The organism is Streptomyces mesophilus, from assembly GCF_011044995.1.
Lineage (GTDB): Bacteria > Actinomycetota > Actinomycetes > Streptomycetales > Streptomycetaceae > Streptomyces > Streptomyces mesophilus.
The window spans coordinates 1-25893 of sequence record NZ_JAAKZW010000110.1; the positions used below are offsets into that span (position 1 = coordinate 1).

Below are 25893 nucleotides of genomic sequence, written 5' to 3' on the forward strand. Positions count from 1 at the left end.
CACGTCGGCTGCCCGCCCCCGCCCCTCGACGGCCAGGATCACGATGCTGTCGCCCGCGACCGCGCTGACCACGTACTGGGCGCCCGACGCGGCGGCCAGGGACCGCAGTTCGCCGCGGGCCCGGTCGACGACCCGGTGCCGGGTCAGGGCCGCATGCCCCACCGCCACCACCGACATCCCGAGGCCGTACGTCTTGCGCCGCGGATGGCGCGCGAGATAGCCGGCGTCGGTGAGCGCCTGGAGCACGGAGAGCAGCGAGGCGAGATTGATGTCGAGCGCGTCGCTCAACTCGCTCAGCGTGTACGACTGTTCGGGATGCGCCGCGAAGTAGTCGAGCACGGCGAGCGCGCGGCCTGCGGCGAGAGCTGGACGTACCACGGCCCTGATCGTACGGAGACGATCAGGGCCGTGAACAGAGGTGTTACGCGTCGGGCTCCCGACGGACCGGAGCCCGGGGACTAGCTCCAGCTGGCGTGCAGCGGCTTGCCCTCGGCGTAACCGGCGGCGGACTGGATGCCGACGACGGCCTTCTCCTCGAACTCCGCGAGGGAGCCCGCACCGGCGTAGGTGCAGGAGGAGCGGACACCCGCGATGATCGAGTCGATCAGGTCCTCGACGCCCGGACGCTGCGGGTCGAGGTACATGCGCGAGGTCGAGATGCCCTCCTCGAACAGCGCCTTGCGGGCGCGGTCGTAGGCGGACTCCTCGGACGTACGGTTCTTCACCGCACGCGCCGACGCCATGCCGAAGGACTCCTTGTACAGCCGGCCGTGGGCGTCCTCGTGGAGGTCGCCCGGCGACTCGTAGGTACCGGCGAACCAGGAACCGATCATGACGTTGGACGCGCCGGCGGCCAGCGCCATGGCGACATCGCGCGGGTGACGGACGCCGCCGTCGGCCCAGACGTGCTTGCCGTACTTCTTGGCCTCGGCCGCGCACTCCAGAACCGCGGAGAACTGCGGGCGGCCCACGCCGGTCATCATGCGGGTGGTGCACATGGCGCCGGGACCGACACCGACCTTGATGATGTCGGCGCCGGCGTCGATGAGGTCCTTGACGCCTTCGGCGGCGACGATATTGCCCGCGACGATCGGAACCTGCGGGTCGAGCGCCCGCACCTTCTTGATCGCCTCGATCATCGACTCCTGATGGCCGTGCGCGGTGTCGATGACGAGCGTGTCCGCACCGGCGTCGAGCAGCTGCTTGGCCTTGCCCGCGACGTCACCGTTGATGCCGACGGCCGCGGCGATCCGCAGCCCGCCCTTGGCGTCGACGGCCGGCGAGTACAGGGTCGCGCGCAGCGCGCCCTTGCGGGTCAGGATGCCGGCGAGCTTGCCGTCCTTGTCCACGGCCGGGGCATAGCGGCGGTTGGCGTTGTCCAGCTTGTTGAAGGCCTCGCGCGGGTCGATGTCCGCGTCGAGAAGGAGCAGGTCCTTGGACATGACCTCGGACAGCTGCGTGAAGCGGTCCACGCCGGTCAGGTCCTGGTCGGTGACGACACCGACCGGCTTGTTGTCCTCGTCGACGACGACACCGGCGTTGTGCGCGCGCTTGGTGAGGAGCGCGAGGGCGTCGGCGACGGTCTGGGTCGGCGCAAGGATGATCGGGGTGTCGAGCACGTGGTGGCGCGTCTTGACCCAGGAGATGACCTCGGTGACGACCTCGATCGGAATGTCCTGCGGGATGACCACGAGCCCGCCGCGGCGGGCGATGGTCTCGGCCATACGGCGTCCCGCGATCGCGGTCATGTTGGCGACGACCAGCGGAATCGTGGTGCCCGTGCCGTCGGGGGACGAGAGGTCCACACCCTGCCGGGAGCCGACGGCGGAGCGGCTCGGCACCATGAACACATCGTCGTACGTGAGGTCGTACGGCGGCTTGATGTCATTGAGGAAACGCACGTGCAGAACATCCCAGTCGATCGGAGGGGACCTCGAGCAGGTGTGCCGAGGCAAAACGCACGTACTTCATTCTCCCATGACCTGGACGATCCGCTGCCCGGGCGGATCATCCAGGGGTTGCGGGGGATCTTCGTGCGATCAGCCAGCGGCCGGTCCGGCCACCGGCCATGGACCGGAGCGGGCCCGGCAAGCCGCGCCTACTTGGCCCGGGAGATCACCAGCTCGCCGAAAGCCGCCGCCTGCTCCAGGAACTCGCCCCGCGTGCCCGCGGGCAGCGCGACGGTGACCCCGGTGACTCCGGCGTCGGCCTGCTCGGCCAGATCCTCCACGATCGCGTCGGCATCGAGCGCCCCGCCGGAGAACATGCTCAGGCCCCGCGGCATGAACGTGACGTCGACCGGCTCGGTACGGCCCACCGACTCGGCGTACTCCCGCAGGTAGTCGAGCCGGTCCCGCAGATCGGCGAGATTCTCGATGCCGGGCGTGCGCAGGGTCTTGGAGGCCTTGGCCGGGGCCGGCATCGGGAGCCAGCCGTCGCCGAGGTCCACGACCCGGCGGATCGCCCGTCTGCTGTTGCCGCCGATCCACACCGGTATCCGCTCCTGTACGGGCCTGGGCAGCATGGTGTTGCCGGCGGCCGCGTATCCGGAGCCTTCGAGGAGCACCGACTCCCCGGTCCACGCGGCCCTCATGGCGCGCAGCGCTTCGTCGAGCCGGTCGTTGCGCTCGGCGAAGTCCGCGCCCAGCGCCTCGAATTCCGGCTCCAGGTAGCCCGCCCCGACCCCGAGGATGACCCGGCCGCCGGAGAGCGCGTCAAGGGTCGAGATCATCTTCGCCGAGACGAAGGGATTGCGGTACGCGGGCACGAACAGGTTGGTGTGCAGGCGCAGTTCACGGGTCGCGGCGGCCGCGAAGGACAGCGTCACCATCGGGTCGAGGGTGTGGTGCCCTCCGCGCGCGAGCCAGGCGTCGCCGGGGAAGGGGTGGTCGGTCACGAAGGCCGCGTCGAAGCCCGCGGCCTCGGCGGCGCGCGCCATCTCCATGACCGCGTCGGCGCCGATCAGATCGGCGCCTGCGTCCACCCTGTGCGTCGGGAGCCCCAGCGAGAAGAACATGCGCCAGACCGTAACTGACGGTGCGTCAGTTGTCAGTACCGTGAACGTCGGTGGGAATCTGCCGCACGATCGCCGGACCTCAGCCCGCCCGGTTCAGCTGCGCTCCGAGGTGATGCTGGAGCGGCTGCCCGACGGCCGCGAGGTCATGGACGAAGTCCAGGGTCGCGCCCTCGGTGAGGGTGTAGCGGCGACGCGTCGCGGTCACGTCCTTGGCCGTGGGAGTCAGCGCCACGGTGTGCGAGGCGAGTTCGGCGAGCCCTTCGCCGACACTGCCGACCATGATCTCCGTGATCCCGGTGGGCTGTGTGATCAGCGCCTCGACCCGTCCGTCCGGCTGCACCCGCCACCAGCCGCTCTCGCGTGCGGCGGGACGCAGCGGCCCGTCCTGCCCGTCGATCAGCCAGGACCGCGCCTCGTACCGCAGGAAGGGCCGGCCGTCGTGCGAGAAGGTCACTTCCTGCGCATACGTGAAGTCCTCGGCGAGCGTCGGATAGGTGCCGCGCCCCCTCCCCCGCCAGGTCCCGAGCAGCCACAGCGCGGGCTTGAGCAGTTCATGGGTCCTGGGCGCCTGGTCGGGGCTCGTCGCTTCGGAGTACGGGTAGGACGGGACATGGTCGGGCACGTGATCGCTCCTCGGAGTGCGGTCGTCCCGGGAAGCGTAGGGCTTCGCGGACCCGCACCCGCTTCACTCCAACGTGAGGAGGGCGGTGAGGGGTACGGCCTCGGCGAGGATCTCCCGCGCCGTCTCCCACTCCCCGGGCCGCGCCTCGGCATATGCGCGCCAGCCCGAGACCACCACGACCGTGCCCGGGGCCAGGTCGCTCAGGGAGTCGGCCAGGGCGTCCCAGTTGTGGCCGAACCAGGAGGGGAAGTCGAGGGCCCGGGCGCAGGCGGTCAGGAACGCGGACTTGTCCGTGACTCCGGAGAGGTCGAGGACGTGGAGCGGGACGGAGGAGGCGCGCGCCGACTCGACGAGCGCCGCCAGGGGCTCGGGGCGGCCGGCCCACTGCCCGGGCGGACAGCCGGCGGGACCGCCGGACTCCTCGCTCCGGCCACCGGAATCCCCGCTCCCGCCGTCGGACTTCCCACCCCTGCCGGGCCCGACGGATTCCCCGCGCGGTCCGACGGGACCGCCGTCCGGTCCGTCGAATCCGCCACCGGTTGCGCTGGAGCCGCGTGTCATCGCAGGACCGCCTTGAACGTGTCGTAGTGATCGTCCGTGTAGAAGAACTCCCCGCCCCGGCCGGTCACGATACGGCGCGCGCCGCGATCGCGTTCGCGGGGTGTGCGGACCGTGTACTCGCGGTAGTAGCCGCGCTTGTGGCGCGGCAGGATCCGCTCGTAGTTGCCGAAGTTCGCGCCGTCCTTGGCGTACGGGAAGGGTCCACCCGCATCGATCAGACGCAGCGTCTGCCGTGCCTCGGCGGGCAGGGACGCTTCGGCGACGGTGCCGAAGCCCTTGGCCCAGGCCGGGGCGGAGCTCGCGGATACGGAGGTGTCCGCGCTCGTGCGCCCGCCCGAATCGGCCGACGAGCAGCCCACGAGGAGCAGCGCGCACAGCGCCCCCACGAGGACGCGTAGGAAGTACCGGTGGCGCATGCGGCCGATGCTGCCACGCCCGGCGCCGCCCCGCCGGTCGGCGCTCGCCCGGCAACGGGCGCGGCACGGCGTGCACGCCGGTACGGGGCCGTTCCGACGACGGGACGGTATCGGCTCGACGACGGGACGGGACCGTCCCGACGACAGAACGGATCCGCCCCGACAGCGGCACGGCACCGTACCGACGACAGAACGAGTCCGGCCCTACGACGGCACGGCACCGTACCGACGACAGAACAGGTCCGCCCCCACGACCACACCGCCTCATCTGAACGCCTGCGCCCTCCGCAACCGTGGTCCACGATGAAGACATGCTGCTCGCCGACGTGGCCAGGACCTCACGGGAGATCGCCGCCACCGCCGCACGCAAGGAGAAGACCGCGCTGCTCGCCGAGCTGTTCGGGCGGATGGCGCCCGAGGAGGCCCCGCTGGTCGTCTCGTATCTCGCAGGGCGGCTGCCGCAGCGGAAGATCAACGTGGGCTGGACGGCGTTCCGCGAGAAGCAGGAACCGGCCGACACACCGACCCTCACCGTGCAGGGCGTGCACGCAACCTTCGACCGCATCGCTGCCGTCGCGGGCAAGGGCGCCCAGGCCGAGCGCAAACGGCTGCTGCACGAGCTGCTCACCGCCGCCACCGAGGACGAACAGCGGTTCCTGTTCGGCCTGATCGGCGGCGAGCTGCGCCAGGGCGCCCTCGACGCCCTGGCCGTGGACGGTCTCGCCGCCGCCTACGGCGCAAAGCCCGCCGCCGTACGCCGGGCCGTGATGCTCGCGGGCCGCCTCGACACGGTCGCCCAGGCCCTGATCGCGGACGGTGTGGCCGCACTCGACGCCTTCCGGCTCGACGTGGGCCGTCCGGTCCTGCCGATGCTGGCCAAGACCGCCAAGGACGTGGACGAGGCGATCGACATGGTCGGCGCCTGCGCGGTCGAGGAGAAGCTGGACGGCATCCGGGTCCAGGTCCATCGCGACGGCGACAGTGTTCGGGTGTTCACCCGCACCCTCGACGAGATCACCGACCGATTGCCCGAAGTCGTCGCTGCGGCGCAGGAGTTGACGGCCACGCGGGCCGTCCTGGACGGCGAGGTCATCGCACTGGACCCCGAGGGACGCCCGATGCCCTTCCAGGACATCGCGGGCCGCGTGGGTTCCAAGCTCGACGTCCCGGGCGCCCAGGCCGAGTTGCCCCTCTTCCCCGTGTTCTTCGACCTCCTGAGCGTCGACGGCCGCGATCTGCTCGATCTGCCCGCCCGCGAGCGCCACGCCGAGCTGGTCCGCATCTCGCCCGAGCCACGGCGCGTCCGCCGGCACGAGGTGACCGACCCCGACGACGTACAACTGCGGGAAGAAGCCCGGGCGTTCGCGGACGCGACCCTGGTACGCGGGCATGAGGGCGTGGTCGTCAAGGGCCTCGACGCCCCGTACAGCGCCGGGCGGCGCGGGGCGTCCTGGGTGAAGGTGAAGCCGGTGCACACCCTGGACCTCGTGGTCCTTGCAGCGGAGTGGGGCCATGGACGGCGCACCGGGAAGCTGTCGAATCTGCATCTGGGGGCGCGACGTGCGGACGGTTCGTTCGCGATGCTGGGCAAGACCTTCAAGGGGCTGACCGACGCGGTCCTCGCCTGGCAGACCGAGCGGCTCCAGGAGCTGGCGGTCGAGGACGACGGCTGGGCGGTGAAGGTGCGGCCCGAGCTGGTGGTCGAGGTGGCCTTCGACGGCGTACAGCGTTCGACCCGCTACCCGGAAGGCGTGACCCTGCGGTTCGCCCGGGTGGTGCGGTACCGGGAGGACAAGACGGCCGCCGAGGCGGACACCGTCGACGCGGTGCTCGCGCTGCGGCGCTGACGGGGAGGCGGCACATGGACAGGTGGGACTCGAGCCCGGCCAGGCGTCTCGCGGACGCGCTCAACCACGAGTTCGAAGGGTCCGACGGATTCGACGGGGTCGACGGGGTCGACGAGGTCGACGAACAGGACGACTACGGCGGGCAGCGCCGGCACGGAGCCCACTCGGAGCCCTTCGACGATGGACTCGCCGACGTGCACCGCCCGGACCTCGAACAGGCCGGCGTCCACGCCGTGGCCCTGACCTGGGTGGACGTCGCGGGCATCACCAGGGTGAAGACCGTGCCGCTGTCCCGCTTCCACCGGGCCGCCGAGCGCGGGGTCGGCATGTCGCCGGTCTTCGACGTCTACCTCGTCGACGACTCGGTCACCACCAGCCGGCACATCGGCGGCCCCGACGGCGACCTGCGGCTGCGTCCCGACCCGGACCGGCTCACCGTCCTTGCGGGCCAGCCGGGTTGGGCCTGGGCACCGGTCGACCGCTACCACCAGGACGGCCGCCCGTACGAGGCGTGCCAGCGGCTGTTCGCGCGGCGGATGGTGCGCCGGGCCGCCGAGCAGGGCATCGAGCTGCGCATGGGGTACGAGACGGAGTGGGTGGTCTCACGCGACGGCGCCCCTGCGTGCACCGGACCGGCCTACGGCATGGCGCGCGTCGTGGAGCTGTCCGCGTACCTCGACGACCTCCACACCTCCCTGCGCACCCAGGGACTCGACGTCCTGCAACTGCATCCCGAGTACTCCCAGGGCCAGTTCGAGGTCTCGCTCGCGCCGACGGATCCGGTCGGCGCGGCGGACGAGGCCGTGCTCGTACGCGAGACGATCCGCGCCGTGTCCCTGCGGCACGGACTCACCGCGTCCTTCGGCCCGGCCATCGACGCGGACTCGGTCGGCAACGGCCGCCATCTGCATCTGAGCCTGTGGCGGGACGGGCGGAATCTGTGCGGCGACGGCGGCGGCCCGTTCGGGATGACGTCCCAGTGCGAGGCCTTCCTCTCGGGCGTCCTGTACGCGCTGCCCGGCCTGCTCGCCCTCGGCGCGCCCTCCCCCGCGAGCTATCTGCGCCTGCAGCCCTCCCGGTGGGCGGGCGCATACCGCTGCTGGGGGCTGGAGAACCGCGAGGCCGCGCTGCGGTTCATCGCCGGACAGCCGGGCGAGCTGGGTGAGCCGAGCACCACGCGCGAGCCGGGTGGGCCGAGCACCACAGGCGAGCCCAAGATCCCCGGGGCCGCCAACGCCGAGATCAAGTGCTTCGACCCGGCAGCCAACCCCTATCTCGTCGTGGGCGCGGTGATCGCCGCGGGCCTCGCCGGCCTTGACGCCCAACTCGCCCTGCCCGCCCCGGTGTCCGGCGACCCGGTACGCCAGGACAAGGACCGGCTGCCGACCTCCCTCACCGAGGCCGTCGCCGCCTTCTCGTCCTCCACCGTGCTGCGCGAGGCCCTGGGGGACGCGCTGTCCGATGCGGTGATCGCCGTACGGACCGCGGAGGTGAAACTCTTCGACGGGGTGCCGGCACAGGCGCTCGCCGAGGCGACGAGGAACCGCTACTGATGCCGCAGCTCGTCGACCACCACTGCCACGGAATCCTCCGTGAGGACCTCACCCGGGACGGCTTCGAGGCGTATCTGACCGAATCCCCCGACCCGGCCCCGCCCGGCACCAGCTTCTTCGACACCCAACTCGGCTTCGCCGTACGCCGGTTCTGCCCACCGCTGCTCGGACTCGACCCGCACTGCGAACCGGACGTCTACCTCCGGGAACGGGCGAAGCTCGGCGCCGAGGAAGTCGCGCGCCGGCTCCTGACGGCCGCGGGCATCGCGGAGTTCTACGTCGACACGGGCCTGCCCGGCGACCTCACCACTCCGCAGGAGCTGGCCGGGCTGAGCGGCGCGACGGCTCGCGAGATCGTGCGCCTCGAACACCTCGCGGAACGTACCGCCGCGGCCGCCAAGGACCCCGCGGAGTTCCTGGCCGTCCTGGACGGGCGGATCGCGGAAGCGGCACGCACGGCGGCCGGCTTCAAGTCCGTCGTCGCCTACCGGCACGGCCTCGACCTGCCGCCGGAGCCGCCCGGGCGCCGGGCCGTCGAGGACGCGCTCGCCCGCTGGCTGCCCACGGGCGGGGCCCGGATCACCGACCCCGTCCTGCTGCGGCATCTGCTCTGGTCGGCGGCCCGCACCGGCCGCCCGCTCCAGCTGCACACCGGCTTCGGCGACCCCGACCTGCGCCTGCACCGCGCGGATCCCCTGCTGCTCACGGAGTTCATCGAGGCGGTACGCCCGACCAGGTGCACGCTGGTGCTGCTTCACTGCTACCCGTACCACCGGCAGGCGGGCTATCTGGCACAGGTCTATCCGCACGTGTACGCGGACCTGGGGCTCACCCTCAGCCACACCGGAGCACGTGCGACGGCGGTCCTCGCGGAGATGCTGGAGCTCACACCGTTCGGGAAGCTGCTGTTCTCGACGGACGCCCACGGACTGCCCGAGCTGTATCTCGTCGGCGCCCGGCTGTTCCGCGATGCGGCCGCCGAGGTGCTCGGCAGCTGGGTGGAGCGCGGCGCCTGGGCGGACGCCGACGCCGACCGGGTCAGGGACCTGGTCGGCGCCGGGAACGCCCGCCGAATCTACGCGTAGCGCCACAGAATCTACGCATAGCGTCGCAGGATCCGCTCCTGGCAACGCAGCAACGCAGGATCTGCACGTGGCGCCCCAAAACCTGCTCGTGGCGCCCAGGACCTACTACTCGCCGTCCGGGTCCGCGCGGTCGAGCGCGGGCTTGGGCGCGGAGCCCGCGGACAGCAGGTAGTCGGCCGCGGCGGTGTCCGTGACCAGGCTGGTCACCAGGCCGGAGCGGAGCACCGCGTCGATGGCCGCGCCCTTGCGCTGACCGCCCGCGATCGCCACGACCTCGGGGATACGGCGCAGCCGGTCGGCCTCGACCGTGATGCAGCGCTCTCCCAGGTCACGCCCCACACGGCGGCCGTCGACGTCGAAGAGATGCGCGGACATCTCGGCGGCGACACCGAGCGACGCGTAGTGCGCGCGCTCCTCGTCGCTGAGCATGTCGTGCACCGTGGAGATGCCCGGCTCCCAGGAGCCGATGGACACACACGCGACGGTGACCTTGTCGAAGTACTCGAAGGCCCGCGCGATCCCCGTCTGGTTGCGCAGCGCCGCGGCGGTGGCCGCGTCCGGCAGCAGCATCGGCGCGTAGATCGGGTGGGCGTCGCCACCGGAGACCTGCGCGGCCCGTCTGACCGCCTCGACGGAGCCGCGCTCGGCGGTCCCGGCGTCGTACACACCCGTCAGCTGCACCACCGTGCACGGCGGCAGCCGGTCGAGCGCGGCGGCCATGTTGATGGTGGACCGGCCCCAGGCGAGACCGAGCACATCCCCCTCGTTCACCAGCTCACCGAGCAGGTCGGCGGCGACCTCGCCGAGGTTCTCCGGGTCGGGGGACTGCTCCTCCGACTCGGCGGGCGACTCGACGACGACCGCGTGCCGCAGGCCGTAGCGGGCCCGCAGCTTGTCGGAGCGCTCGGCGTCCAGCTCCGCCGGAACCCGGATCTCGATCCGTACGAGATCCCTTTCCAGAGCGGTCTCCAGAACCCGCGCGACCTTGAAGCGGCTGACGCCGAACTCCTCCGCGATCTGGATCTTGGATTTGCCCTCCAGGTAGAAGCGGCGGGCCATGGCCGCCGCCTGCACCAGCTCAGCGGGTCCCATCCGCAGGGCTGGCCTCCCCGCTGACATGCCCGTCACGGCGATCTCCTCACTGCTGTTCACACGTTCAACTGGGCGACTCGCCGTTCATCCTTGCAGATCCGGCGGTGCTTGATCAGTCCTGAAGGGCCCCGTTCGCCACCGAACCCGCCCGTTCATCTCCTGATGGTCCGGGCGATACCCGTCGATTCAGTGACCGCAGGCCCAGGCCGCCGAAGCGGTGGCGCCCTCGGCCTTGGCACGCAGAGCGGCCACCGCGGCGGCCGGGTCCTCCTTGCCGTACACGGCCGACCCTGCCACGAACACGTCCGCGCCGGCCTCGGCGCACCGCTCGATGGTGGACTCGGCGACCCCGCCGTCGACCTGCAGCCACAGCTCCAGACCGTGCTTCGCGATCAGCTCACGAGTGCGGCGGATCTTCGGCAGCATGATGTCGAGGAAGGCCTGACCACCGAAGCCCGGCTCCACGGTCATGATCAGCAGCATGTCCAGCTCGGGCAGCAGATCCTCGTACGGCTCGATGGGCGTGGCCGGCTTGAGCGCCATCGAGGCGCGGGCGCCTTTGGCGCGGATCTCGCGTGCGAGCCGTACGGGAGCCGCGGCGGCCTCGACGTGGAACGTGACGGAGGAGGCCCCCGCTTCTACGTACTGGGGTGCCCAGCGATCGGGGTCCTCGATCATCAGGTGGCAGTCCAGCGGGGTGTCCGTCGCCCGGCTCAGGGACTCTACGATCGGAACGCCGAGCGTGAGGTTCGGGACGAAGTGGTTGTCCATGACGTCGACATGGAGCCAGTCGGCCCCTTCGACGGCCTTCGCCTCGTCGGCAAGGCGTGCGAAGTCGGCGGACAGGATGCTGGGACTGATCTGAGCGGCCATGCCCCAAGACTGCCATGCCCAAGGAGCGTTGCCCTCCGCGGTACGGGGCCTTGGACCCGTAGCCGCGAATTCCTCCCGGGATCACGGACGGACGTGCCATTCTGGCGCCCGGCGACCGTGGTCGTTATGTGGGGTGGGCACCTATTTGGGGGGTGCGTCGTGCCGGACGCAGAGACAGCGGGCACCACCGGGGAAGTACCGAAGGGAATCCGGGAAGTACCGAAGGGCACAGGCGAACGACGGGGTGTCGCCTGGCTCGTGTGCGGCAGACGCTCGAAGTGGGTCGTCCTCGTGCTCTGGCTGGTGGCCATCGTCCTGATGTCCCCGCTGGCCCAGAAGCTCACCGAGGCCCAGGACAACGACAACTCGTCCTGGCTGCCGGGCGACGCCGAATCCACCCAAGTCCTCCAGCTCTCCGAGGACTTCCGGCCCGAACAGCTGCCGACGGTGATCCTCTACGTACGCGAGGGAGGGCTCACCGAAGCCGACGAGGCGAAGATCGCCGACAATGTGGCGGCGTTCAAGGAGCTGACCGCGCACGGGATCCGCGGCGCGGAGACCCAGGGCCCGGTCGACTCCGACGACAAGGCGGCCGCGCAGGTCTTCGTCCCCATCACGATGGACGAGAAGGGCTGGGAGCGGATCGCACCGGCGGTCGACGAGCTCCGCGAGGTCGCGGGCGAGGGCTCGGGCGGCCTCGAGGTCTATGTGACGGGCCCGGGCGGCACCACTGCCGACTTCTCCGAGGCCTTCGAAGGCATCGACTCCACACTCCTGTTCGCCGCGATGGGCGTGGTGATCGTGATGCTCCTGATCACGTACCGCAGCCCGTCCCTGCTGCTCGTCCCGCTCGTGTCCGTGGTGGGAGCGCTGTTCACGGCCCAGGCCATCGTCTATCTCCTCGCCGAGAACGCGGGCCTGACGGTCAACGGCCAGAGCGCGGGCATCCTCACGGTCCTCGTGTTCGGCGCGGGCACGGACTACGCCCTGCTGCTCGTCGCCCGCTACCGCGAGGAGCTCCACCGGCACGACGACCGCCATGAGGCCATGGCCCTTGCCCTGCACCGCGCGGGGCCCGCCGTGCTGGCCTCCGGCGCGACCGTGATGCTCGGCATGCTGGTGCTGCTGTTCGCCGACATGAACTCGACCAGCGGCCTCGGCCCGGTCGCCGCGATCGGCGTCGCCGTCGCGCTGCTGGCCATGCTGACGCTGTTCCCCGCGCTGCTGGTGATCTTCGGCCGGTGGATCTTCTGGCCGGTGATCCCGCACTACGACACCGCCGAACCGACCGAGACCGGCCTGTGGGCCCGCATCGGCCGCCGTATCGCCGTACGCCCCCGGGCGATCTGGGCCGCGACGGCCGTCCTGCTCGCCGCGTTCTCGCTCGGACTGATGCAGCTGCGCGCCGAGGGCCTCAGCAACGCGGACGCGTTCACGGACACCCCGAGCTCGATCGTCGGCCAGCGCGTCCTGGAGGAGCACTTCGCGGCCGGATCCGGCGACCCGCTGTACATCGTGGCGTTCGCCGAGCAGGGCGAGGCGGTGGGCCGTGCGATCGCCGAAACCGACGGCGTCGTCGCTCAGTCCGTCCGGCCCGCGCCGGGCGCCAAGGCCGAACACGAGGGCCGCATCCTGCTCGAAGCCACCATGGACTCGCCGTCCGACAGCCCCGAGGCCAAGGACACGGTGGAACGCGTCCGCGAGGCGGTGCACGCCGTACCGGACGCGGACGCGAAGGTCGGCGGCAACACGGCGGCGCTGTTGGACATGGACGAGGCGACCACGCACGACAACATCCTGATCATCCCGCTGGTCCTGCTCGTCGTCTTCCTGGTCCTGATCGTCCTGCTGCGGGCCCTGATCGCCCCGCTGATCCTGATCGCGACGGTCGTCCTGTCCTTCGCGGCGGCGCTCGGCATCAGCGCGCTCGCCTTCCGCTACCTCTTCGACTACGCGGGCGAGACCACGGACTTCCCGCTCTTCGTCTTCGTCTTCCTGGTGGCGCTCGGCATCGACTACAACATCTTCCTGACCACCCGCATCCGCGAGGAGGCGCTGCGCAAGGGCACCCGTGCGGGCGTTCTGACGGGCCTGTCCGCGACCGGCGCGGTCATCACCTCGGCGGGCCTGGTCCTGGCCGGCACGTTCGCGGCCCTGGCGACGCTCCCGATGGTGGCCTTCGCCGAGATCGGCTTCGCGGTCGCCCTCGGCGTCCTCCTGGACACCTTCGTCGTACGGTCGGTCCTGGTGACGTCCCTGTTCCTGGACGTGGGCCCGAAGGTGTGGTGGCCGCACCGGCTGGCCCGCGAGGAACCTCCCGTCCCCGCGCCTCAGGAGGAACCGGCCCTGCGGGACTGAGAGGCCATGCAACACCACACCTCATCGCACCTCATCGCACGGGGAGTTCAGGCCGCCACGGTGAAGTCGGCCGCGGCTCGCACCAGTCGGTCGAGTGCGCGCGCCGACTCCGGCGCCAGGCGGTAGATGCCGTGCACGCCGATGTGGTGCAGCAGCTCGCCGTCCACGACGTTGCGCAACGTCCGCTCGCCGCGTCTGGAGGTGTACGTCAGCCGCTCCAGGAGGTCGCCGGGTATCGCCGTGCCGAAACTCAACGGCGCTCCCGGCGGCCCGAACACCACTTCGCCGACGCAGCCCGCCTTCAGCGGCCGCCAGCGCATCACCTTGGCGTAGTCGTCGTCATCCAGGAGCGAGCCGGTGTCCTCGTACGGCATGAGCCGCGCGACGTCGAGAGCGCCGAGCACGTACAGCTTCCGCCGGAAGAGCCGTATCGGATGGATCCGGTCTCCGGGCTGAACGCCCGCGGTGCGAAAGCTGGGCAGCGACTGATGCGGCCCGCCGAAGAGCACGGAGAGCCGCTCCCCCTCGTACCCGTCGCGTTGAAGCTCACGGCACAGGTCGTTGGTCCACAAGGTCGTGTACGAGTTCGCCATGCAGGCAACGTAGGTGCCGCCACTGACAACGCGGGGGCGCGTGAGCCGCGCGCTCACGCCCCAGCCAGCTCAGGACCTCAGGCCGTACGCCGGATCAGCGCCAGATACATCGCGTCCGTGCCGTGCAGGTGCGGCCACAGCTGGATGTCCGGGCCCTCTCCCAGGGCCGGCACGTCCGGCAACAGCGGGCGGGCGTCGATGAGTTCGGTGCCCGGGACGCGCTTCATCACGTCGTCGACGACCGCGCGGGTCTCCGCGATGTGCGGGGAGCACGTCGCGTAACCGACGACGCCGCCGACGCGGACCGCCGCCAACGCCTCGGTCAGCAGCCCGCGTTGGAGCGGGGCGAACCCGTCGAGGTCCTCGGGACGGCGGCGCCAGCGCGCCTCGGGACGGCGGCGCAGGGCGCCCAGGCCCGTGCACGGGACGTCCATCAGGACGCGGTCGAAGGTGCCCGGGCGCCACGGCGGGCGGGTGCCGTCGGCGGCGATGACCTGGTACGGGCCGGGGTTGCCGCGCAGCGCCTGGGCAACGAGGCCTGCGCGGTGCGGCTGCTTCTCGGACGCGAGCAGGAACGCGCCACGCTCGGACGCGAGTCCGGCCAGCATCGCGGCCTTGCCGCCGGGCCCCGCGCACCCGTCGAGCCAGCGCTTGTCGGAGCCTTCCACGGGCGCGTTGGCCAGCGCGAGGGCCACCAACTGGCTGCCCTCGTCCTGCACTCCGGCCCGCCCTTCGCGTACGGGATCAAGCGCCCCCGGCTCGCCGCCCTCGGTGAGACGTACGGCGTACGGAGACCAGCGGCCGGGCAGCGCCGAGTCGGCGGGCAGCGCGTCGAGCAGCTCCGTCCCCGTGATGCGGCCGGGGCGCGCCACGAGGGTCACCTCGGGCCGCTCGTTGTCGGCTTCGAGCAGGTCCTCGATGCCCGCGCGGCCGCCGCCGAGCGCGTCCCACAGCGCGCCGACCACCCAGCGCGGATGCGAGTGGACGATCGCCAGATGGTCCTCGGGATCCTCGTCGTAGGGCGGGGCGACCTTGGCGACCCAGCCGTCGAGATCGTCGGCGGCGACCTTGCGCAGGACGGCGTTGACGAACTTCGCGCGCCCGTCGCCGAGCACCACACGCGCCAGCTCCACCGTCGCCGACACCGCGGCGTGCGTCGGGATCCGGGTCCCGAGCAGCTGGTGCGCGCCGAGGCTCAGCACATCGAGCACCGGCGGGTCGACCTCGCGCAGCGGCCGGTCCACGCAGGACGCGATGATCGCGTCGTACGTGCCCTGCCGGCGCAGCGTCCCGTACACCAGCTCGGTCGCGAGCGCGGCGTCCCGTGCGTCGAAGTCCGCGCTCTTCTCGCGCGCCTTGCGAAGGAGCGGCGGCAGGACGAGGTTCGCGTACGCATCCCGCTCGTCCACCGCCCGCAGCGCCTCGAACGCGAGGATCCGCACCGGGTCCTTCTGGGGCCTGCGGTGCTTGCGCGGGGGCTGACGGCGGGGCTGGTCGTTCACGAAAAGGTGCTCCGGATTCTGGATGCTGTGTTTTCCCGGGGGCTACCGCCGGACCCTCGCCTGAAGAGCAGGTGGGCCGGTGCGGACCTGCGAGGCAGCGGGTGGACAGGCCCTACCAGCGTACGGGCCGTGCCACGACACGGCCCGACGCCCGAGGGCCTCGCTACGGATACGGGACGGCTACGCGCCCACGCGCTCCCCCGCCGTGATCCGCACGCCGCGCGCCCAGTCCGCCGCCTTCATCGGCTTCTTGCCCTGCGGCTGGACCCACAGGAGCTCGACGGCGTGCGAGCCGGTGCCGACGTACACGTTGTTCTTGCCGGCTTCGAGGGCGCCGGGCGCGAGCTCGGTGCGGTCGGGCACGAGGGCGGCGGCGATCAGCTTGAGCCGCTCGCCGCGGAAGACGGTCCAGGCACCGGGGGCGGGCGTACAGCCGCGGACCACGCGGTCGACCCGCATCGCGGGGGCGGCCCAGTCGATCTGCGCGTCCTCGACGGTGATCTTCGGCGCGAGCGAGATGCCGTCGGCGGGCTGGGGCACGGCCTTGAGGGTGCCGTCCTCGATGCCGTCCATGGTCGCCTCGAGCAGCCCGGAGCCGGCGAACGCGAGCCGGGTGAGCAGGTCCCCGCTGGTGTCGGTGTGCCGTACCTCTTCGGTGATCGTGCCGAACACCGGACCCGAGTCCAGGCCTTCCTCGATCAGGAAGGTCGAGGCACCGGTGATCTGGTCCCCCGCCATGATCGCGTGCTGCACGGGCGCGGCACCGCGCCAGGCGGGCAGCAGCGAGAAGTGCAGGTTGACCCACCCGCGGGTGGGCACGTCCAGAGCGACCTTGGGCAGCAGCGCCCCGTAGGCCACGACCGGGCAGCAGTCGGGGCCGATCTCGCGCAGCCGGGCCAGGAACTCCTCGTCACGCGGGCGGTTCGGCTTGAGCACCTCGATGCCCGCCTCTTCGGCGCGCTCCGCGACGGGACTCGCGACGAGCCGGCGGCCGCGCCCCGCGGGGGCGTCCGGCCTGGTGACGACGGCGGCCACCTCGTGGCGTCCGGAGGCGATCAGGGCGTCAAGGGCGGGGACGGCGACCTCGGGGGTGCCTGCGAAGACCAGCTTCATCGGTGGCTGAGGGCCTCTCGAGCGGGGACGTGAAGAGCAGCGCACCAGTCTATGAGGCGGCGGGGGTCCGGCGTACGCCCCGGGTGCGGTGCCCGCCTCCCGGTGGCGCGGCGCGGCCGGGCAGCCCGGGGCGTGCGCACAGCCGCGCGCCCCTCGCATATGCGCATACGCCCCTCCACCGTGACCACATCCCAGGCTGACGCGTTGGTCAAGAAAGAGTTGACCAGAGGGGGGCCGCGAGCGCGGCCCGACCCTTTTCATCGCCGGTTCGAGAGGCTTGTTCATGGCCGACCACGCAACCCACGACGCCCAGGCACGGGCCAGCCTGCACCTCCTGGTGCGGGACATCGAGCGGGTCCGCCGGCAGGTGGACGCACTGCGCACCCTCACCGCCCAGTTGGGGAACGTCTACCGCCCGCGCCGCTCCGGTCCTTCCACGGGCTTCGTCGTGTACGGGCGTGCCCCCGCCCCCACCGTCCGCCTCGCCCAGGAGCTGCGCGACAGCGTCGAGACCCTGGTCACGGCGGCGGTGGACTTCGACCGCTCGCTCGGATTCTCCTGGGACGCGGTGGGCTCCGCGCTCGGGGTCACCAAGCAGGCGGTACACCGCCGTTACGGAGCCCGGCGGGCCACGGCACAGGCCGCCGCCGAGGCCGAGCGCGCCACGGACACCGGGGCGCGTCCGGTGGGCATCGGTGCGGGCCTGCCGTCCGTACCCGCCGCCCGCTCCATGCCGACCCAGCCGACGGCGGGCAGCCCTGTCCTGCGGGAGACCCCCGCCGGTCCGGTGCTGCGCGAAGAACCCCGCCCGGGCGCCTTCCCTGGCCCGCGCAACGGCTGACGGCACGGCAGCGGTACGCCGACACTGCTGCCTTGTACGCAAGCCGACTTGAGATGCCCCCGCTCCTGGCGCCTGTCGCCCGGAGCGGGGGCATTTCTGCTGCCTGGTGGAGGGCGCGGGCGTCAGCCGGCCGCATAGGTGTCAGCCCACTGCTCAGCCCGTCACCAGGCCGCGTGCGCCGTCATCCGCCTGCATTCCGCTCTCATCCCGCCGCGCGGGCCCTCATCTCTCATCCCGCCGCGCGGGCCCTCATCTCTCATCCCGCCGCGCGGGCCCTCATCCGGCCGCGTACGCCAACGGTGGCGCGATCGCCTGGACGTCTGCCCCCTCCCTCACCCACAGCCCGATGAACAGCGCTGCGGCCGCCTCCAGGAGCCCCGCCCGCTCAAGCCCGCCACCGGCCACGGGCGCACAGCCCACGTCCCGCACCAACGCGCGTACGGACGTGAGCGCCTCCTCATCGTCACCGCACACCGGTACGGCCAGCGGACGACCGTCGAAGACCGGCGGCCGCATCCGCCACACGTCCTCGTGGCACAGGTTGAAGGCCTTGACCACGCGGGCGCCGGGCGCCGCCTCGGCCAGCAACTGTGCTGCTGACGGCCCGCGTTCGGTCAGCAGCCGGAAACCCGGGCCGACGGGGTTGGAGCAGTCGACAAGGACCTTGTCCGCCAGCTCCGCCCGCACGGCCCGTACGACCTCCGCCCCTGCGCCGAAGGGCAGCGCGGCAAGCACCACGTCACCGAACCGGGCGGCCCCGCGCAGACCTGCCGCCTGCGCGCCGCCACCGATGCGCTCGGCAAGCCGCCGCGCCTTGACCGGGTCGCGTCCCCCGACGGTGACTTCATGCCCGGCGCGCGCCCACTGAGTGGCGAGCGCGTCAGCCATGTTCCCCGTCCCCAGCACGCCGATTCTCATCACACATTCCCTCTCGCCGCCGGATTCGGCCTTCCGTATTCGACCTTCCGCACCGACGCTAGAGAGAGGCTCAGGCACCATTTGGTACGTGACCACCGACGCCTTCCTCGCCGACTGCCGCGCCCGGCTCGCCTTCGACCTGTTCGCCAACACCTGGAACGCCGTGGTCCTCTGGGCCCTGCGCGACGGCCCGAAGCGTCCGGTCGCGCTGCGGGAACAGATCGGGGGGATCAGCTCGAAGGTCCTCACCGAGACCTTGCGTCGGCTGCAGTTCAACGGCCTTGTCGACCGGCGGGAACACCCCGGAGCACCGCCGCACGTCGCGTATGAACTCACCGCCCTGGGACGGACCTTGCTGGCCCCGATCGACGCCGTCGGCGCCTGGGCCTTCGCCCACGGTGATGAAGTCATGGCCGCCCAGGAAGCAGCGGGCAGCCGGCCTCCCGGCGCACGCTAGGGCCTGTCCTGGCATCAGCGGCCCACGGGCCCCGCTCACCAATCCCCGACCGCCCAGCCCTCACCCGATGTCCGGCGGATCGATCCGGATCCGCACCCCGGACTCGCCGGCCGAAACCCCGGCCCCGCGAGCCATCCGTCCGGCCTGAGCGGCCTTCAGGGCGGCGGCCAGGGCCGCACCGCTCCCGGGGCGGACCCGGACCAGGGCACGCTCCCACTGCTCCCCCACCGGGGCCGCCCCCGTGCGCTTGGGCCGCGACGGATCCGTCATCGGGAGCGGCACAGGGCCCAACACCTCGGCGTCGGCGGGCAGTTCGGCCCCCGCGAGGAACTCCGCCACCGCCTCGGGCCGCCCCGATACCGCGGCCATCCGCGACACCGGCGGGAAGCCGAGCTCGGCCCGCTCGGACAGCTCGCGCACCGCATGTCCGACCGGGTCCCACCGCACCAGCGCCTGCACCGGCCGCTGCGTCGGCTCGCCGACCACCACGACCGTGCCGCCGTCGCCCTGCCCCCGTACGAGCGAAGAGGCCCCGATCCACCGGCGCAACGCGTCCTCGGCGGCCCGCAGATCGGGCCGCCCGAGCATGGTCCACCCGTCGAGCAGCAGGGCCGCCGCGTAACCCCCCTCGGCGACCGGCTCGGCGCCGGGCGTCGAGACGACGAGGGACGGCTGGTCCGGGACCGACTCCAGGATGTGCTCACGCCCCGACGTCCGCACCGGCACGGACGGAAACGCCCGCCCCAACTCCTCAGCCGTACGCCGCGCCCCCACGATCTGCGCCCGCAGCTTGAACGACCCGCACTCGGGGCAGTGCCACTGGCCCTCGGTCCGCCCGCACCACGCACAGTGCAGCGGCCCCGCGTCCTGCGCCTCGAGCGGCCCGGCGCACTCCTTGCAGCGGGCCGGCTCCCGGCACCGTTCACACGCAAGGCGGGGCACGTAGCCCCGCCGGGGCACCTGTACGAGCACGGGGCCGCGCGTGAGCCCCTCCTTGGCGACCTGCCACGCGAGCGACGGCAGCCGTGCCGCACGGGCCGCCCCATCCCGCGCGACGTCCGTGTCCCCGACGGTACGCACCAGGGGCGCGGCAATCCGCACCTGCTCGCGGTCGGCCACGAGCGGCTTGGCCCAGCCGCTCTCGACCAGCTGCGCCGCCTCCACGGTGCAGCTCCAACTACCCAGCAGAAAGGCGCACTTGTCATGGGCGGCCCGCAGCAGCAGCACATCGCGGGCATGCGGCTGCGGCGCGTGCAGCTCGCTGTGGTTGCCGTCCCCGTCGTCCCAGATCGCCACCAGGCCCAGGTTCTGCACCGGCGCGAACATCGCGGCCCGCGTGCCCACCACGGCCCGCACCGATCCGCGGCGCACGGCCAGCCACTCCGCGTACCGCTTCTGCGGCCCCGCGTCCGCCGTGAGCAGCGCATGCCGCCCCTCGCCGAGCACCGCGGTCAGCGCGGCGTCCACCCGGCTCGCGGTCTTGCCGTCGGGTACGACGACCAGCGCGCCACGCCCCGAGGCGAGCGTGGCGGCGACGGCCCGCGCGAGCTCCTCGCTCCAGTGCGGGCCGGGCAACGCGTTCCACACGGCCCGTGGCGCCCCGCCGGACGCCAGCGACTCCAGGAACGCGGGCCCCTGGCCGTACCGCCCCCATGTCCCGGCCTCGGGCTTCGCGGGCGCGGGCGGCGCAGGCGGCGACACCTTGCTCTCCGCGCGGGCATTGCGCGGCGGAATGGCCAGCGTGAGTACGTCGGCGAGGCTGCCCGCATACCGGTCGGCGACGGCCCGTGCGAGGCCGAGCAGCTCGGGGCTCAACACGGGTTCGGGCGACACGACTTGAGCGAGGGCGGCCAGCGGCCCGGTGTAGTCGGACTCGGCGATGCGCTCGATCAGATACCCGCTGATGAGTCCGCCGCCTTCACGTCGGCCCCCCTGCACACGGCTCCGCCCGGCCCCGAACCGCACCCGCACCCGCACACCCGGCTGGGCGTCGGCGTCGAGGTCGGCGGGCACGGCGTAGTCGAAGTAGCGGTCGAGATGCAGCACGCCCTTGTCGACGAGGACCCGGGCCACCGGCAGCTCGGGCGCGAGCTCCGCGCCACGCCAGGTACGGGGCTTGGCGCGCGGCACCTTGGCCTGGCGGACGGTCTCCCGGATGAGCGCGAGCTGCTCCGGCGCCGCGTCCTGCGCGTCGCTGCCGGGCTGCTCGTTCTCGCTGCTCACAGCCCCAACTTAACCAGAAGGCACTGACACCGGGCGCGCCCGAGATCCAGTCGGCGGCGGACGGTGAGCCTCTGCGTCTGCCAGTTCCGCCACACCGCGACCGAAGGCCACGGCGACGGGATTCGAACCCGTAAGGGGTTTGCACCCCGGAGGGAAGTATCCGCAGCCTGCGCACCGGGCACGCCCGGAATCAGTGCCTTGAGGTCTCCCGAGATCGAAGCGGCAGCGGACCTGCACGGCCCGAGGGCCGAGATTTCAACGCCCACCTGCCGAAGCAGGTGAACTCCATCGAAGTAACCGCGGCCTGCGCACCGGGAGATCCCCACCGTACGCACCAACTCCCGCCCCGCGCACCCCTTTTCCCGCGCGACGACGACGGCCCCGGACCACAAGGTCCGGGGCCGTCACGTACAGCGGGAGGAAACTACAGACCGGCAGCCGTACGCAGCGCGTCCACGCGGTCCGTGCGCTCCCAGGTGAAGTCCGGCAGCGCGCGGCCGAAGTGGCCGTAGGCGGCGGTCTGGGAGTAGATCGGGCGCAGCAGGTCCAGATCGCGGATGATCGCGGCCGGACGCAGGTCGAAGACCGCGGAGATGGCTTCCTCGATCTTCTCCACCGGGACGGTGTTCGTACCGAAGGTCTCGACGAACAGACCCACCGGCTCCGCCTTGCCGATCGCGTACGCGACCTGCACCTCGCAGCGCGAGGCGAGCTGCGCGGCGACCACGTTCTTGGCGACCCAGCGCATCGCGTACGCGGCCGAACGGTCCACCTTCGACGGGTCCTTGCCCGAGAAGGCGCCGCCGCCGTGGCGGGCCATGCCGCCGTAGGTGTCGATGATGATCTTGCGGCCGGTCAGGCCGGCGTCACCCATCGGGCCGCCGATCTCGAAGCGGCCGGTCGGGTTGACAAGGAGGCGGTAGCCCTCGGTCTCCAGCTTGATGCCGTCCTCGAGCAGCGCCTTGAGCTCGGGCTCGACGACGAACTCGCGGATGTCGGGCGCGAGCAGCGACTCCAGGTCGATGTCGGAGGCGTGCTGCGAGGAGACGACCACGGTGTCGAGGCGGACGGCCTTGTCACCGTCGTACTCGATGGTGACCTGGGTCTTGCCGTCGGGGCGCAGGTACGGGATGGTCCCGTTCTTGCGCACGTCGGACAGGCGCTTGGAAAGCTTGTGCGCGAGGTGGATCGGCAGCGGCATCAGCTCGGGCGTCTCGTCGGTCGCGTAACCGAACATCAGGCCCTGGTCGCCGGCGCCCTGCTTGTCCAGCTCGTCGTCATCGCCCTCGACCCGCTTCTCGTACGCGGTGTCGACGCCCTGCGCGATGTCCGGGGACTGCGCGCCGATGGACACCGAGACACCGCAGGAGGCGCCGTCGAAGCCCTTCTTCGAGGAGTCGTAACCGATCTCCAGGATCTTGTCGCGCACCAGCTGCGCGATCGGCGCGTACGCCTTGGTGGTGACCTCGCCCGCGACGTGCACCAGACCGGTGGTGATCAGGGTCTCGACGGCGACGCGGGACGTCGGGTCCTCGCGGAGCAGGGCGTCGAGAATGGTGTCGCTGATCTGGTCGGCGATCTTGTCGGGGTGGCCCTCGGTGACGGACTCCGAGGTGAAGAGACGACGGGACACAACGCTCCCTGGGGTTGCAGCGGCTGCTGGCTGATCATTGGCGAGGCTACCGGGAGCTGCGCCCGGCAATGCTTCGTCGACCAGTTTATCGGTCGCTTCCGGCCACTGGGCGCCGCGTCTCGCTTGATGGATGCCTTGTGACCTGCGGCACTGCATTCTGCGATACGACGATCGGTCTCCGCCAGGGCGTTGACGTCCGAATTTCGGGGGTTTGAGGCGCCCGGTCGGGCGAAATTCGTTTCCCGGGCGCCTCAGGGGTCAGACCAGCCGCTCCTGCACCAGATCCCACACCACGTCTGCCAGGCCTTCCTTCGGTCCGTACGGCACCGGCGTCTCGGATCCGTCGGCGCCGAGCACGACCGCTTCGTTCTCCTCGGAGCCGAAGGTCTTGCGCTCGCCGACCTCGTTGACGACCAGCAGATCGCAGCCCTTGCGCTCCAGCTTGGTGCGCCCGTTGGCCAGCACGTCGTCCGTCTCGGCGGCGAAGCCGACGACGACCTGGCCGGGGCGGGCGCGGTCGGCGGAGATCTCGGCGAGGATGTCCGGGTTGCGGACCAGGGTGATCGTCGGGTCCGCCTTGTCGTCCCTCTTCTTGATCTTCCCGGTGGCGTACTCGGCGGGGCGGAAGTCGGCGACCGCCGCGGCCATGACCACGGCGTCCGCGTCGGCCGCCGCCTTCAGGACGGCCTCGCGCAGCTGCACCGCCGTGCCGACATGCACGACGTCGACACCGGCCGGGTCGGGCAGCGCGGCGTTCGCCGAGACGAGCGTGACGCGGGCGCCGCGCGCCGCCGCCGTGCGGGCGAGGGCGTAGCCCTGCTTGCCGGAGGAGCGGTTGCCGAGGAAGCGGACGGGGTCGATGGGCTCGCGGGTGCCACCGGCGCTCACCACGACGTGGCGGCCCGCGAGGTCCGCGTCGGCCGTTCCGCGGGCGAGGACGCGGCGGCACACCTCGAAGATCTCTCCGGGATCGGGCAGCCGCCCCTTGCCGGTGTCGACGCCGGTCAGACGCCCCACGGCCGGCTCGATGACGATCGCACCACGGCGGCGCAGCGTGGCCACGTTCTCCTGCGTGGCCGGGTGCTCCCACATCTCCGTGTGCATCGCGGGTGCGAACACCACGGGACAGCGCGCGGTGAGGAGCGTGTTGGTGAGCAGATCGTCCGCGAGCCCGTGCGCGGCCTTGGCGAGCATGTCGGCCGTGGCCGGCGCCACGATCACCAGGTCGGCGTGCTGGCCGATCCGTACGTGCGGCACCTCGTGGACATCGGACCAGACCTCGGTCGACACGGGGTGCCCGGAGAGCGCCGACCAGGTGGCCGCGCCGACGAAGTGCAGCGCGGACTCGGTCGGTACGACACGGACGTCATGGCCCGACTCGGTCAGCCGGCGAAGCAGCTCGCACGCCTTGTAGGCGGCGATCCCGCCGCTGACCCCCAGGACGACCTTCGGCTTGTCCACTGCCACTCCCCATTTCCGAACCGGCTTGCGTACCCATGACACACCACAGGCCCGGCAGTCGCTCTGCCGGGCCTGTACTGGAAAAACCGCCGAATGCCGGCGTGACTACGTGGGCGGGGCCTCGATGGCCTCGGAGGTCAGCAGACCCGCGTTGATCTCACGCAGTGCGATCGAGAGCGGCTTCTCGTGGACGTGGGTGTCCACCAGCGGACCGACGTACTCGAGGAGACCCTCACCGAGCTGCGAGTAGTACGCATTGATCTGACGGGCACGCTTGGCCGCGTAGATCACGAGGCTGTACTTCGAGTCCGTGGCCTCGAGCAGCTCGTCGATCGGCGGGTTGATGATGCCCTCGGGCGCGGTGATGGAAGAGGACACGCTCTACCTTCCGAAGAATGGAAAATGATCAGACAACGCCTGATCAGACAACGTTCATCAAGGCTAGCAGCTCGCGGGCCACGTCCTCGACGGAGGTATTGACAAGAGTCGTATCGAACTCCGACTCGGCGGCGAGCTCGATACGTGCGGCCGCCAGCCGGCGCTCGATGACCTCCGGCGCCTCGGTCCCGCGGCCGGTGAGCCGGCGCACCAGCTCGTCCCAGCTGGGCGGGGCGAGGAACACCAGCTGAGCCTCGGGCATCGACTCGCGCACGAGGCGGGCGCCCTGCAGATCGATCTCGAGCAGCACCGGCTCACCGGCCTCGAGACGCTCATGGACGGCTGCGCGCGGTGTGCCGTAGCGGTTGCCCGCGAACTCGGCCCACTCGAGCAGCTCGCCGTTGGCGATCAGCTTGTCCATCTCTTCATCGGTGACGAAGAAGTACTGGACGCCGTGCCTCTCCCCGGGACGCGGCTTCCGAGTCGTCGCCGAGACGGAGAGCCAGACCTCGGGGTGTTCTTTGCGCATATGAGCGACGACCGTGCTCTTGCCGACCCCGGAGGGGCCGGAGAGCACGGTCAGCCGCGGACGTTCACTCATGCAGCGATTATCCAGGTTCTCAGGAGTGCCTGAGACCGTCAGGCGGCACCGCCGCCGAACTCTCGCTCCAAAGACGCGATCTGGTTGGAGCCGAGGCCCCGCACACGCCGGCTCTCGGAAATACCGAGACGCTCCATGATCTGCTTGGCGCGGACCTTGCCCACGCCCGGCAGCGACTCGAGGAGGGCGGAGACCTTCATCTTTCCGATGACGTCGTTCTCCTGGCCCTGCTTGATGACCTCGTGAAGGGAGGCGCCGGAGTGCTTGAGTCGATTCTTGACCTCGGCCCGCTCCCGGCGAGCCGCGGCGGCCTTTTCGAGCGCGGCTGCGCGCTGTTCAGGGGTAAGGGGCGGAAGAGCCACGCCTACGTCACCTCGGTTGTCGAACTGTCGGATACGGACCGGTGAGGAACCTAATAGCCCCGCACCTGGGGAGCAACGAGCGACGCAGTCACCCGTGTACTCCCGACGGAGACTAGCGGCCAGGACCGCTCCAGTCAGCGAGAACAGCGGAAAAGTCCAGGTCAGCCTCTGCTGAACTATACATATCGGGCAATTCGCCCCGGATTTGGGGGTCCGATACGTCAATTACTTGGGTGCGCGCTCCCGATTGCCTGCTGCAACGATGTGAAATCCCGCTCCGCCAGAGCCGATTCGAGCTCTCCCAGGACGCGTACGTGCGGGCATCAGCCCCTCCGGCGTTTGAGGAGATCCGAACGAAGTTCGGATGCCGGGGTCCGGGGCGGAGCCC

General features: G+C 71.4%; 24 protein-coding genes. 6 read left to right on the forward strand and 18 right to left on the reverse strand.

All coding sequences use genetic code 11. The features are described 5' to 3' along the window. From G6045_RS42005 to G6045_RS23630, 6 genes are all read right to left on the reverse strand, one after another. Positions 1-378 (reverse strand): helix-turn-helix domain-containing protein (locus G6045_RS42005; protein WP_165334066.1); only part of this gene is annotated, 378 nt, incomplete at its 3' end. Between the two features lie 80 nt (positions 379-458). Then, positions 459-1901 carry a GuaB1 family IMP dehydrogenase-related protein gene (locus tag G6045_RS23610; protein WP_165334067.1) on the reverse strand — a complete coding sequence of 481 codons (1443 nt, stop codon included), beginning with the start codon at positions 1899-1901 and terminating at the stop codon, positions 459-461. A 197-nt stretch (positions 1902-2098) separates the two neighbouring features. After that, positions 2099-3016: an LLM class F420-dependent oxidoreductase gene (locus tag G6045_RS23615; protein WP_165334068.1), complete on the reverse strand. Its 918-nt coding sequence runs from the start codon at positions 3014-3016 to the stop codon at positions 2099-2101. A gap of 79 nt (positions 3017-3095) precedes the next feature. After that, positions 3096-3638, reverse strand: a complete 543-nt coding sequence (locus G6045_RS23620; RefSeq protein WP_165334069.1) for an FABP family protein — start codon at positions 3636-3638, stop codon at positions 3096-3098. A 63-nt stretch (positions 3639-3701) separates the two neighbouring features. Continuing rightward, complete coding sequence (locus G6045_RS41580) at positions 3702-4199, reverse strand: barstar family protein (RefSeq protein ID WP_235968225.1); 498 nt, start codon at positions 4197-4199, stop codon at positions 3702-3704. Further along, the gene (locus G6045_RS23630; RefSeq protein ID WP_165334070.1) at positions 4196-4615 is read right to left on the reverse strand and encodes a ribonuclease domain-containing protein; all 420 of its coding nucleotides are present in this window, start codon (positions 4613-4615) and stop codon (positions 4196-4198) included. The genes G6045_RS41580 and G6045_RS23630 overlap by 4 nt, the downstream gene beginning before the upstream one ends. A 311-nt stretch (positions 4616-4926) precedes the next feature. Here G6045_RS23630 and G6045_RS23635 point away from each other — a divergent pair, with 311 nt between their 5' ends. From G6045_RS23635 to G6045_RS23645, 3 genes are read left to right on the forward strand one after another with little or no spacing between them, the layout of a single operon-like run. After that, positions 4927-6462, forward strand: a complete 1536-nt coding sequence (locus tag G6045_RS23635; RefSeq protein WP_165334071.1) for an ATP-dependent DNA ligase — start codon at positions 4927-4929, stop codon at positions 6460-6462. Between the two features lie 14 nt (positions 6463-6476). Further along, on the forward strand, positions 6477-8015 hold the full coding sequence (locus G6045_RS23640) for a glutamine synthetase family protein (RefSeq protein ID WP_165334072.1): 1539 nt from the start codon (positions 6477-6479) through the stop codon (positions 8013-8015). Next, entirely contained in the window at positions 8015-9100 is a 1086-nt protein-coding gene (locus G6045_RS23645; protein WP_165334073.1) for an amidohydrolase family protein, read from the forward strand. The genes G6045_RS23640 and G6045_RS23645 overlap by 1 nt, the downstream gene beginning before the upstream one ends. Before the next feature lie 105 nt (positions 9101-9205). Here the strand turns inward: G6045_RS23645 and G6045_RS23650 are convergent, their stop codons facing one another. Both G6045_RS23650 and rpe read right to left on the reverse strand, forming a co-directional pair. Then, a complete protein-coding gene (locus G6045_RS23650; protein WP_165334074.1) occupies positions 9206-10252 on the reverse strand; it encodes a sugar-binding transcriptional regulator in 1047 nt (348 codons plus the stop codon). 126 nt (positions 10253-10378) lie between these two features. Continuing rightward, a complete protein-coding gene (gene rpe / locus G6045_RS23655) occupies positions 10379-11065 on the reverse strand; it encodes a ribulose-phosphate 3-epimerase (protein ID WP_165334075.1) in 687 nt (228 codons plus the stop codon). A 126-nt stretch (positions 11066-11191) separates the two neighbouring features. Between rpe and G6045_RS23660 the strand changes: the two genes are divergently transcribed. Further along, positions 11192-13423 carry an MMPL family transporter gene (locus tag G6045_RS23660; RefSeq protein ID WP_165334076.1) on the forward strand — a complete coding sequence of 744 codons (2232 nt, stop codon included), beginning with the start codon at positions 11192-11194 and terminating at the stop codon, positions 13421-13423. Positions 13424-13470: 47 nt separating this feature from the next. On the opposite strand, the gene G6045_RS23665 is transcribed toward G6045_RS23660, so the two are convergent. The 3 genes from G6045_RS23665 to fmt form a co-directional block, all read right to left on the reverse strand. Then, entirely contained in the window at positions 13471-14016 is a 546-nt protein-coding gene (locus G6045_RS23665) for a hypothetical protein (RefSeq protein ID WP_165334077.1), read from the reverse strand. Positions 14017-14093: 77 nt separating this feature from the next. After that, positions 14094-15518, reverse strand: a complete 1425-nt coding sequence (locus tag G6045_RS23670; RefSeq protein WP_165334078.1) for an RsmB/NOP family class I SAM-dependent RNA methyltransferase — start codon at positions 15516-15518, stop codon at positions 14094-14096. Between the two features lie 180 nt (positions 15519-15698). Then, positions 15699-16631 carry a methionyl-tRNA formyltransferase gene (gene fmt, locus G6045_RS23675; protein WP_165334079.1) on the reverse strand — a complete coding sequence of 311 codons (933 nt, stop codon included), beginning with the start codon at positions 16629-16631 and terminating at the stop codon, positions 15699-15701. Between the two features lie 283 nt (positions 16632-16914). Between fmt and G6045_RS23680 the strand changes: the two genes are divergently transcribed. Further along, positions 16915-17472, forward strand: coding sequence for a hypothetical protein (locus tag G6045_RS23680; protein WP_165334080.1), 558 nt, complete (start codon positions 16915-16917; stop codon positions 17470-17472). 276 nt (positions 17473-17748) lie between these two features. Here the strand turns inward: G6045_RS23680 and G6045_RS23685 are convergent, their stop codons facing one another. Continuing rightward, the gene (locus tag G6045_RS23685) at positions 17749-18390 is read right to left on the reverse strand and encodes an NADPH-dependent F420 reductase (RefSeq protein ID WP_165334081.1); all 642 of its coding nucleotides are present in this window, start codon (positions 18388-18390) and stop codon (positions 17749-17751) included. An 88-nt stretch (positions 18391-18478) separates the two neighbouring features. Here G6045_RS23685 and G6045_RS23690 point away from each other — a divergent pair, with 88 nt between their 5' ends. Continuing rightward, positions 18479-18847 (forward strand): winged helix-turn-helix transcriptional regulator, encoded by a 369-nt coding sequence (locus G6045_RS23690; RefSeq protein WP_165334082.1) that lies wholly within the window; start codon positions 18479-18481, stop codon positions 18845-18847. A 60-nt stretch (positions 18848-18907) separates the two neighbouring features. On the opposite strand, the gene G6045_RS23695 is transcribed toward G6045_RS23690, so the two are convergent. The 6 genes from G6045_RS23695 to G6045_RS23720 all read right to left on the reverse strand — a co-directional run bounded on the left by G6045_RS23695 (position 18908) and on the right by G6045_RS23720 (position 25505). Next, positions 18908-21070 carry a primosomal protein N' gene (locus G6045_RS23695; protein WP_165334083.1) on the reverse strand — a complete coding sequence of 721 codons (2163 nt, stop codon included), beginning with the start codon at positions 21068-21070 and terminating at the stop codon, positions 18908-18910. A gap of 424 nt (positions 21071-21494) precedes the next feature. Then, the gene (gene metK / locus G6045_RS23700; protein WP_165334084.1) at positions 21495-22703 is read right to left on the reverse strand and encodes a methionine adenosyltransferase; all 1209 of its coding nucleotides are present in this window, start codon (positions 22701-22703) and stop codon (positions 21495-21497) included. Positions 22704-22961: 258 nt separating this feature from the next. Beyond that, a complete protein-coding gene (gene coaBC / locus G6045_RS23705; RefSeq protein ID WP_165334085.1) occupies positions 22962-24164 on the reverse strand; it encodes a bifunctional phosphopantothenoylcysteine decarboxylase/phosphopantothenate--cysteine ligase CoaBC in 1203 nt (400 codons plus the stop codon). A 105-nt stretch (positions 24165-24269) separates the two neighbouring features. Further along, entirely contained in the window at positions 24270-24542 is a 273-nt protein-coding gene (gene rpoZ, locus G6045_RS23710) for a DNA-directed RNA polymerase subunit omega (RefSeq protein WP_165334086.1), read from the reverse strand. Positions 24543-24585: 43 nt separating this feature from the next. Continuing rightward, positions 24586-25143: a guanylate kinase gene (gene gmk / locus G6045_RS23715; RefSeq protein WP_165334087.1), complete on the reverse strand. Its 558-nt coding sequence runs from the start codon at positions 25141-25143 to the stop codon at positions 24586-24588. Between the two features lie 38 nt (positions 25144-25181). Next, positions 25182-25505: an integration host factor gene (locus G6045_RS23720; protein ID WP_005319887.1), complete on the reverse strand. Its 324-nt coding sequence runs from the start codon at positions 25503-25505 to the stop codon at positions 25182-25184. Positions 25506-25893: the final 388 nt, after the last annotated feature.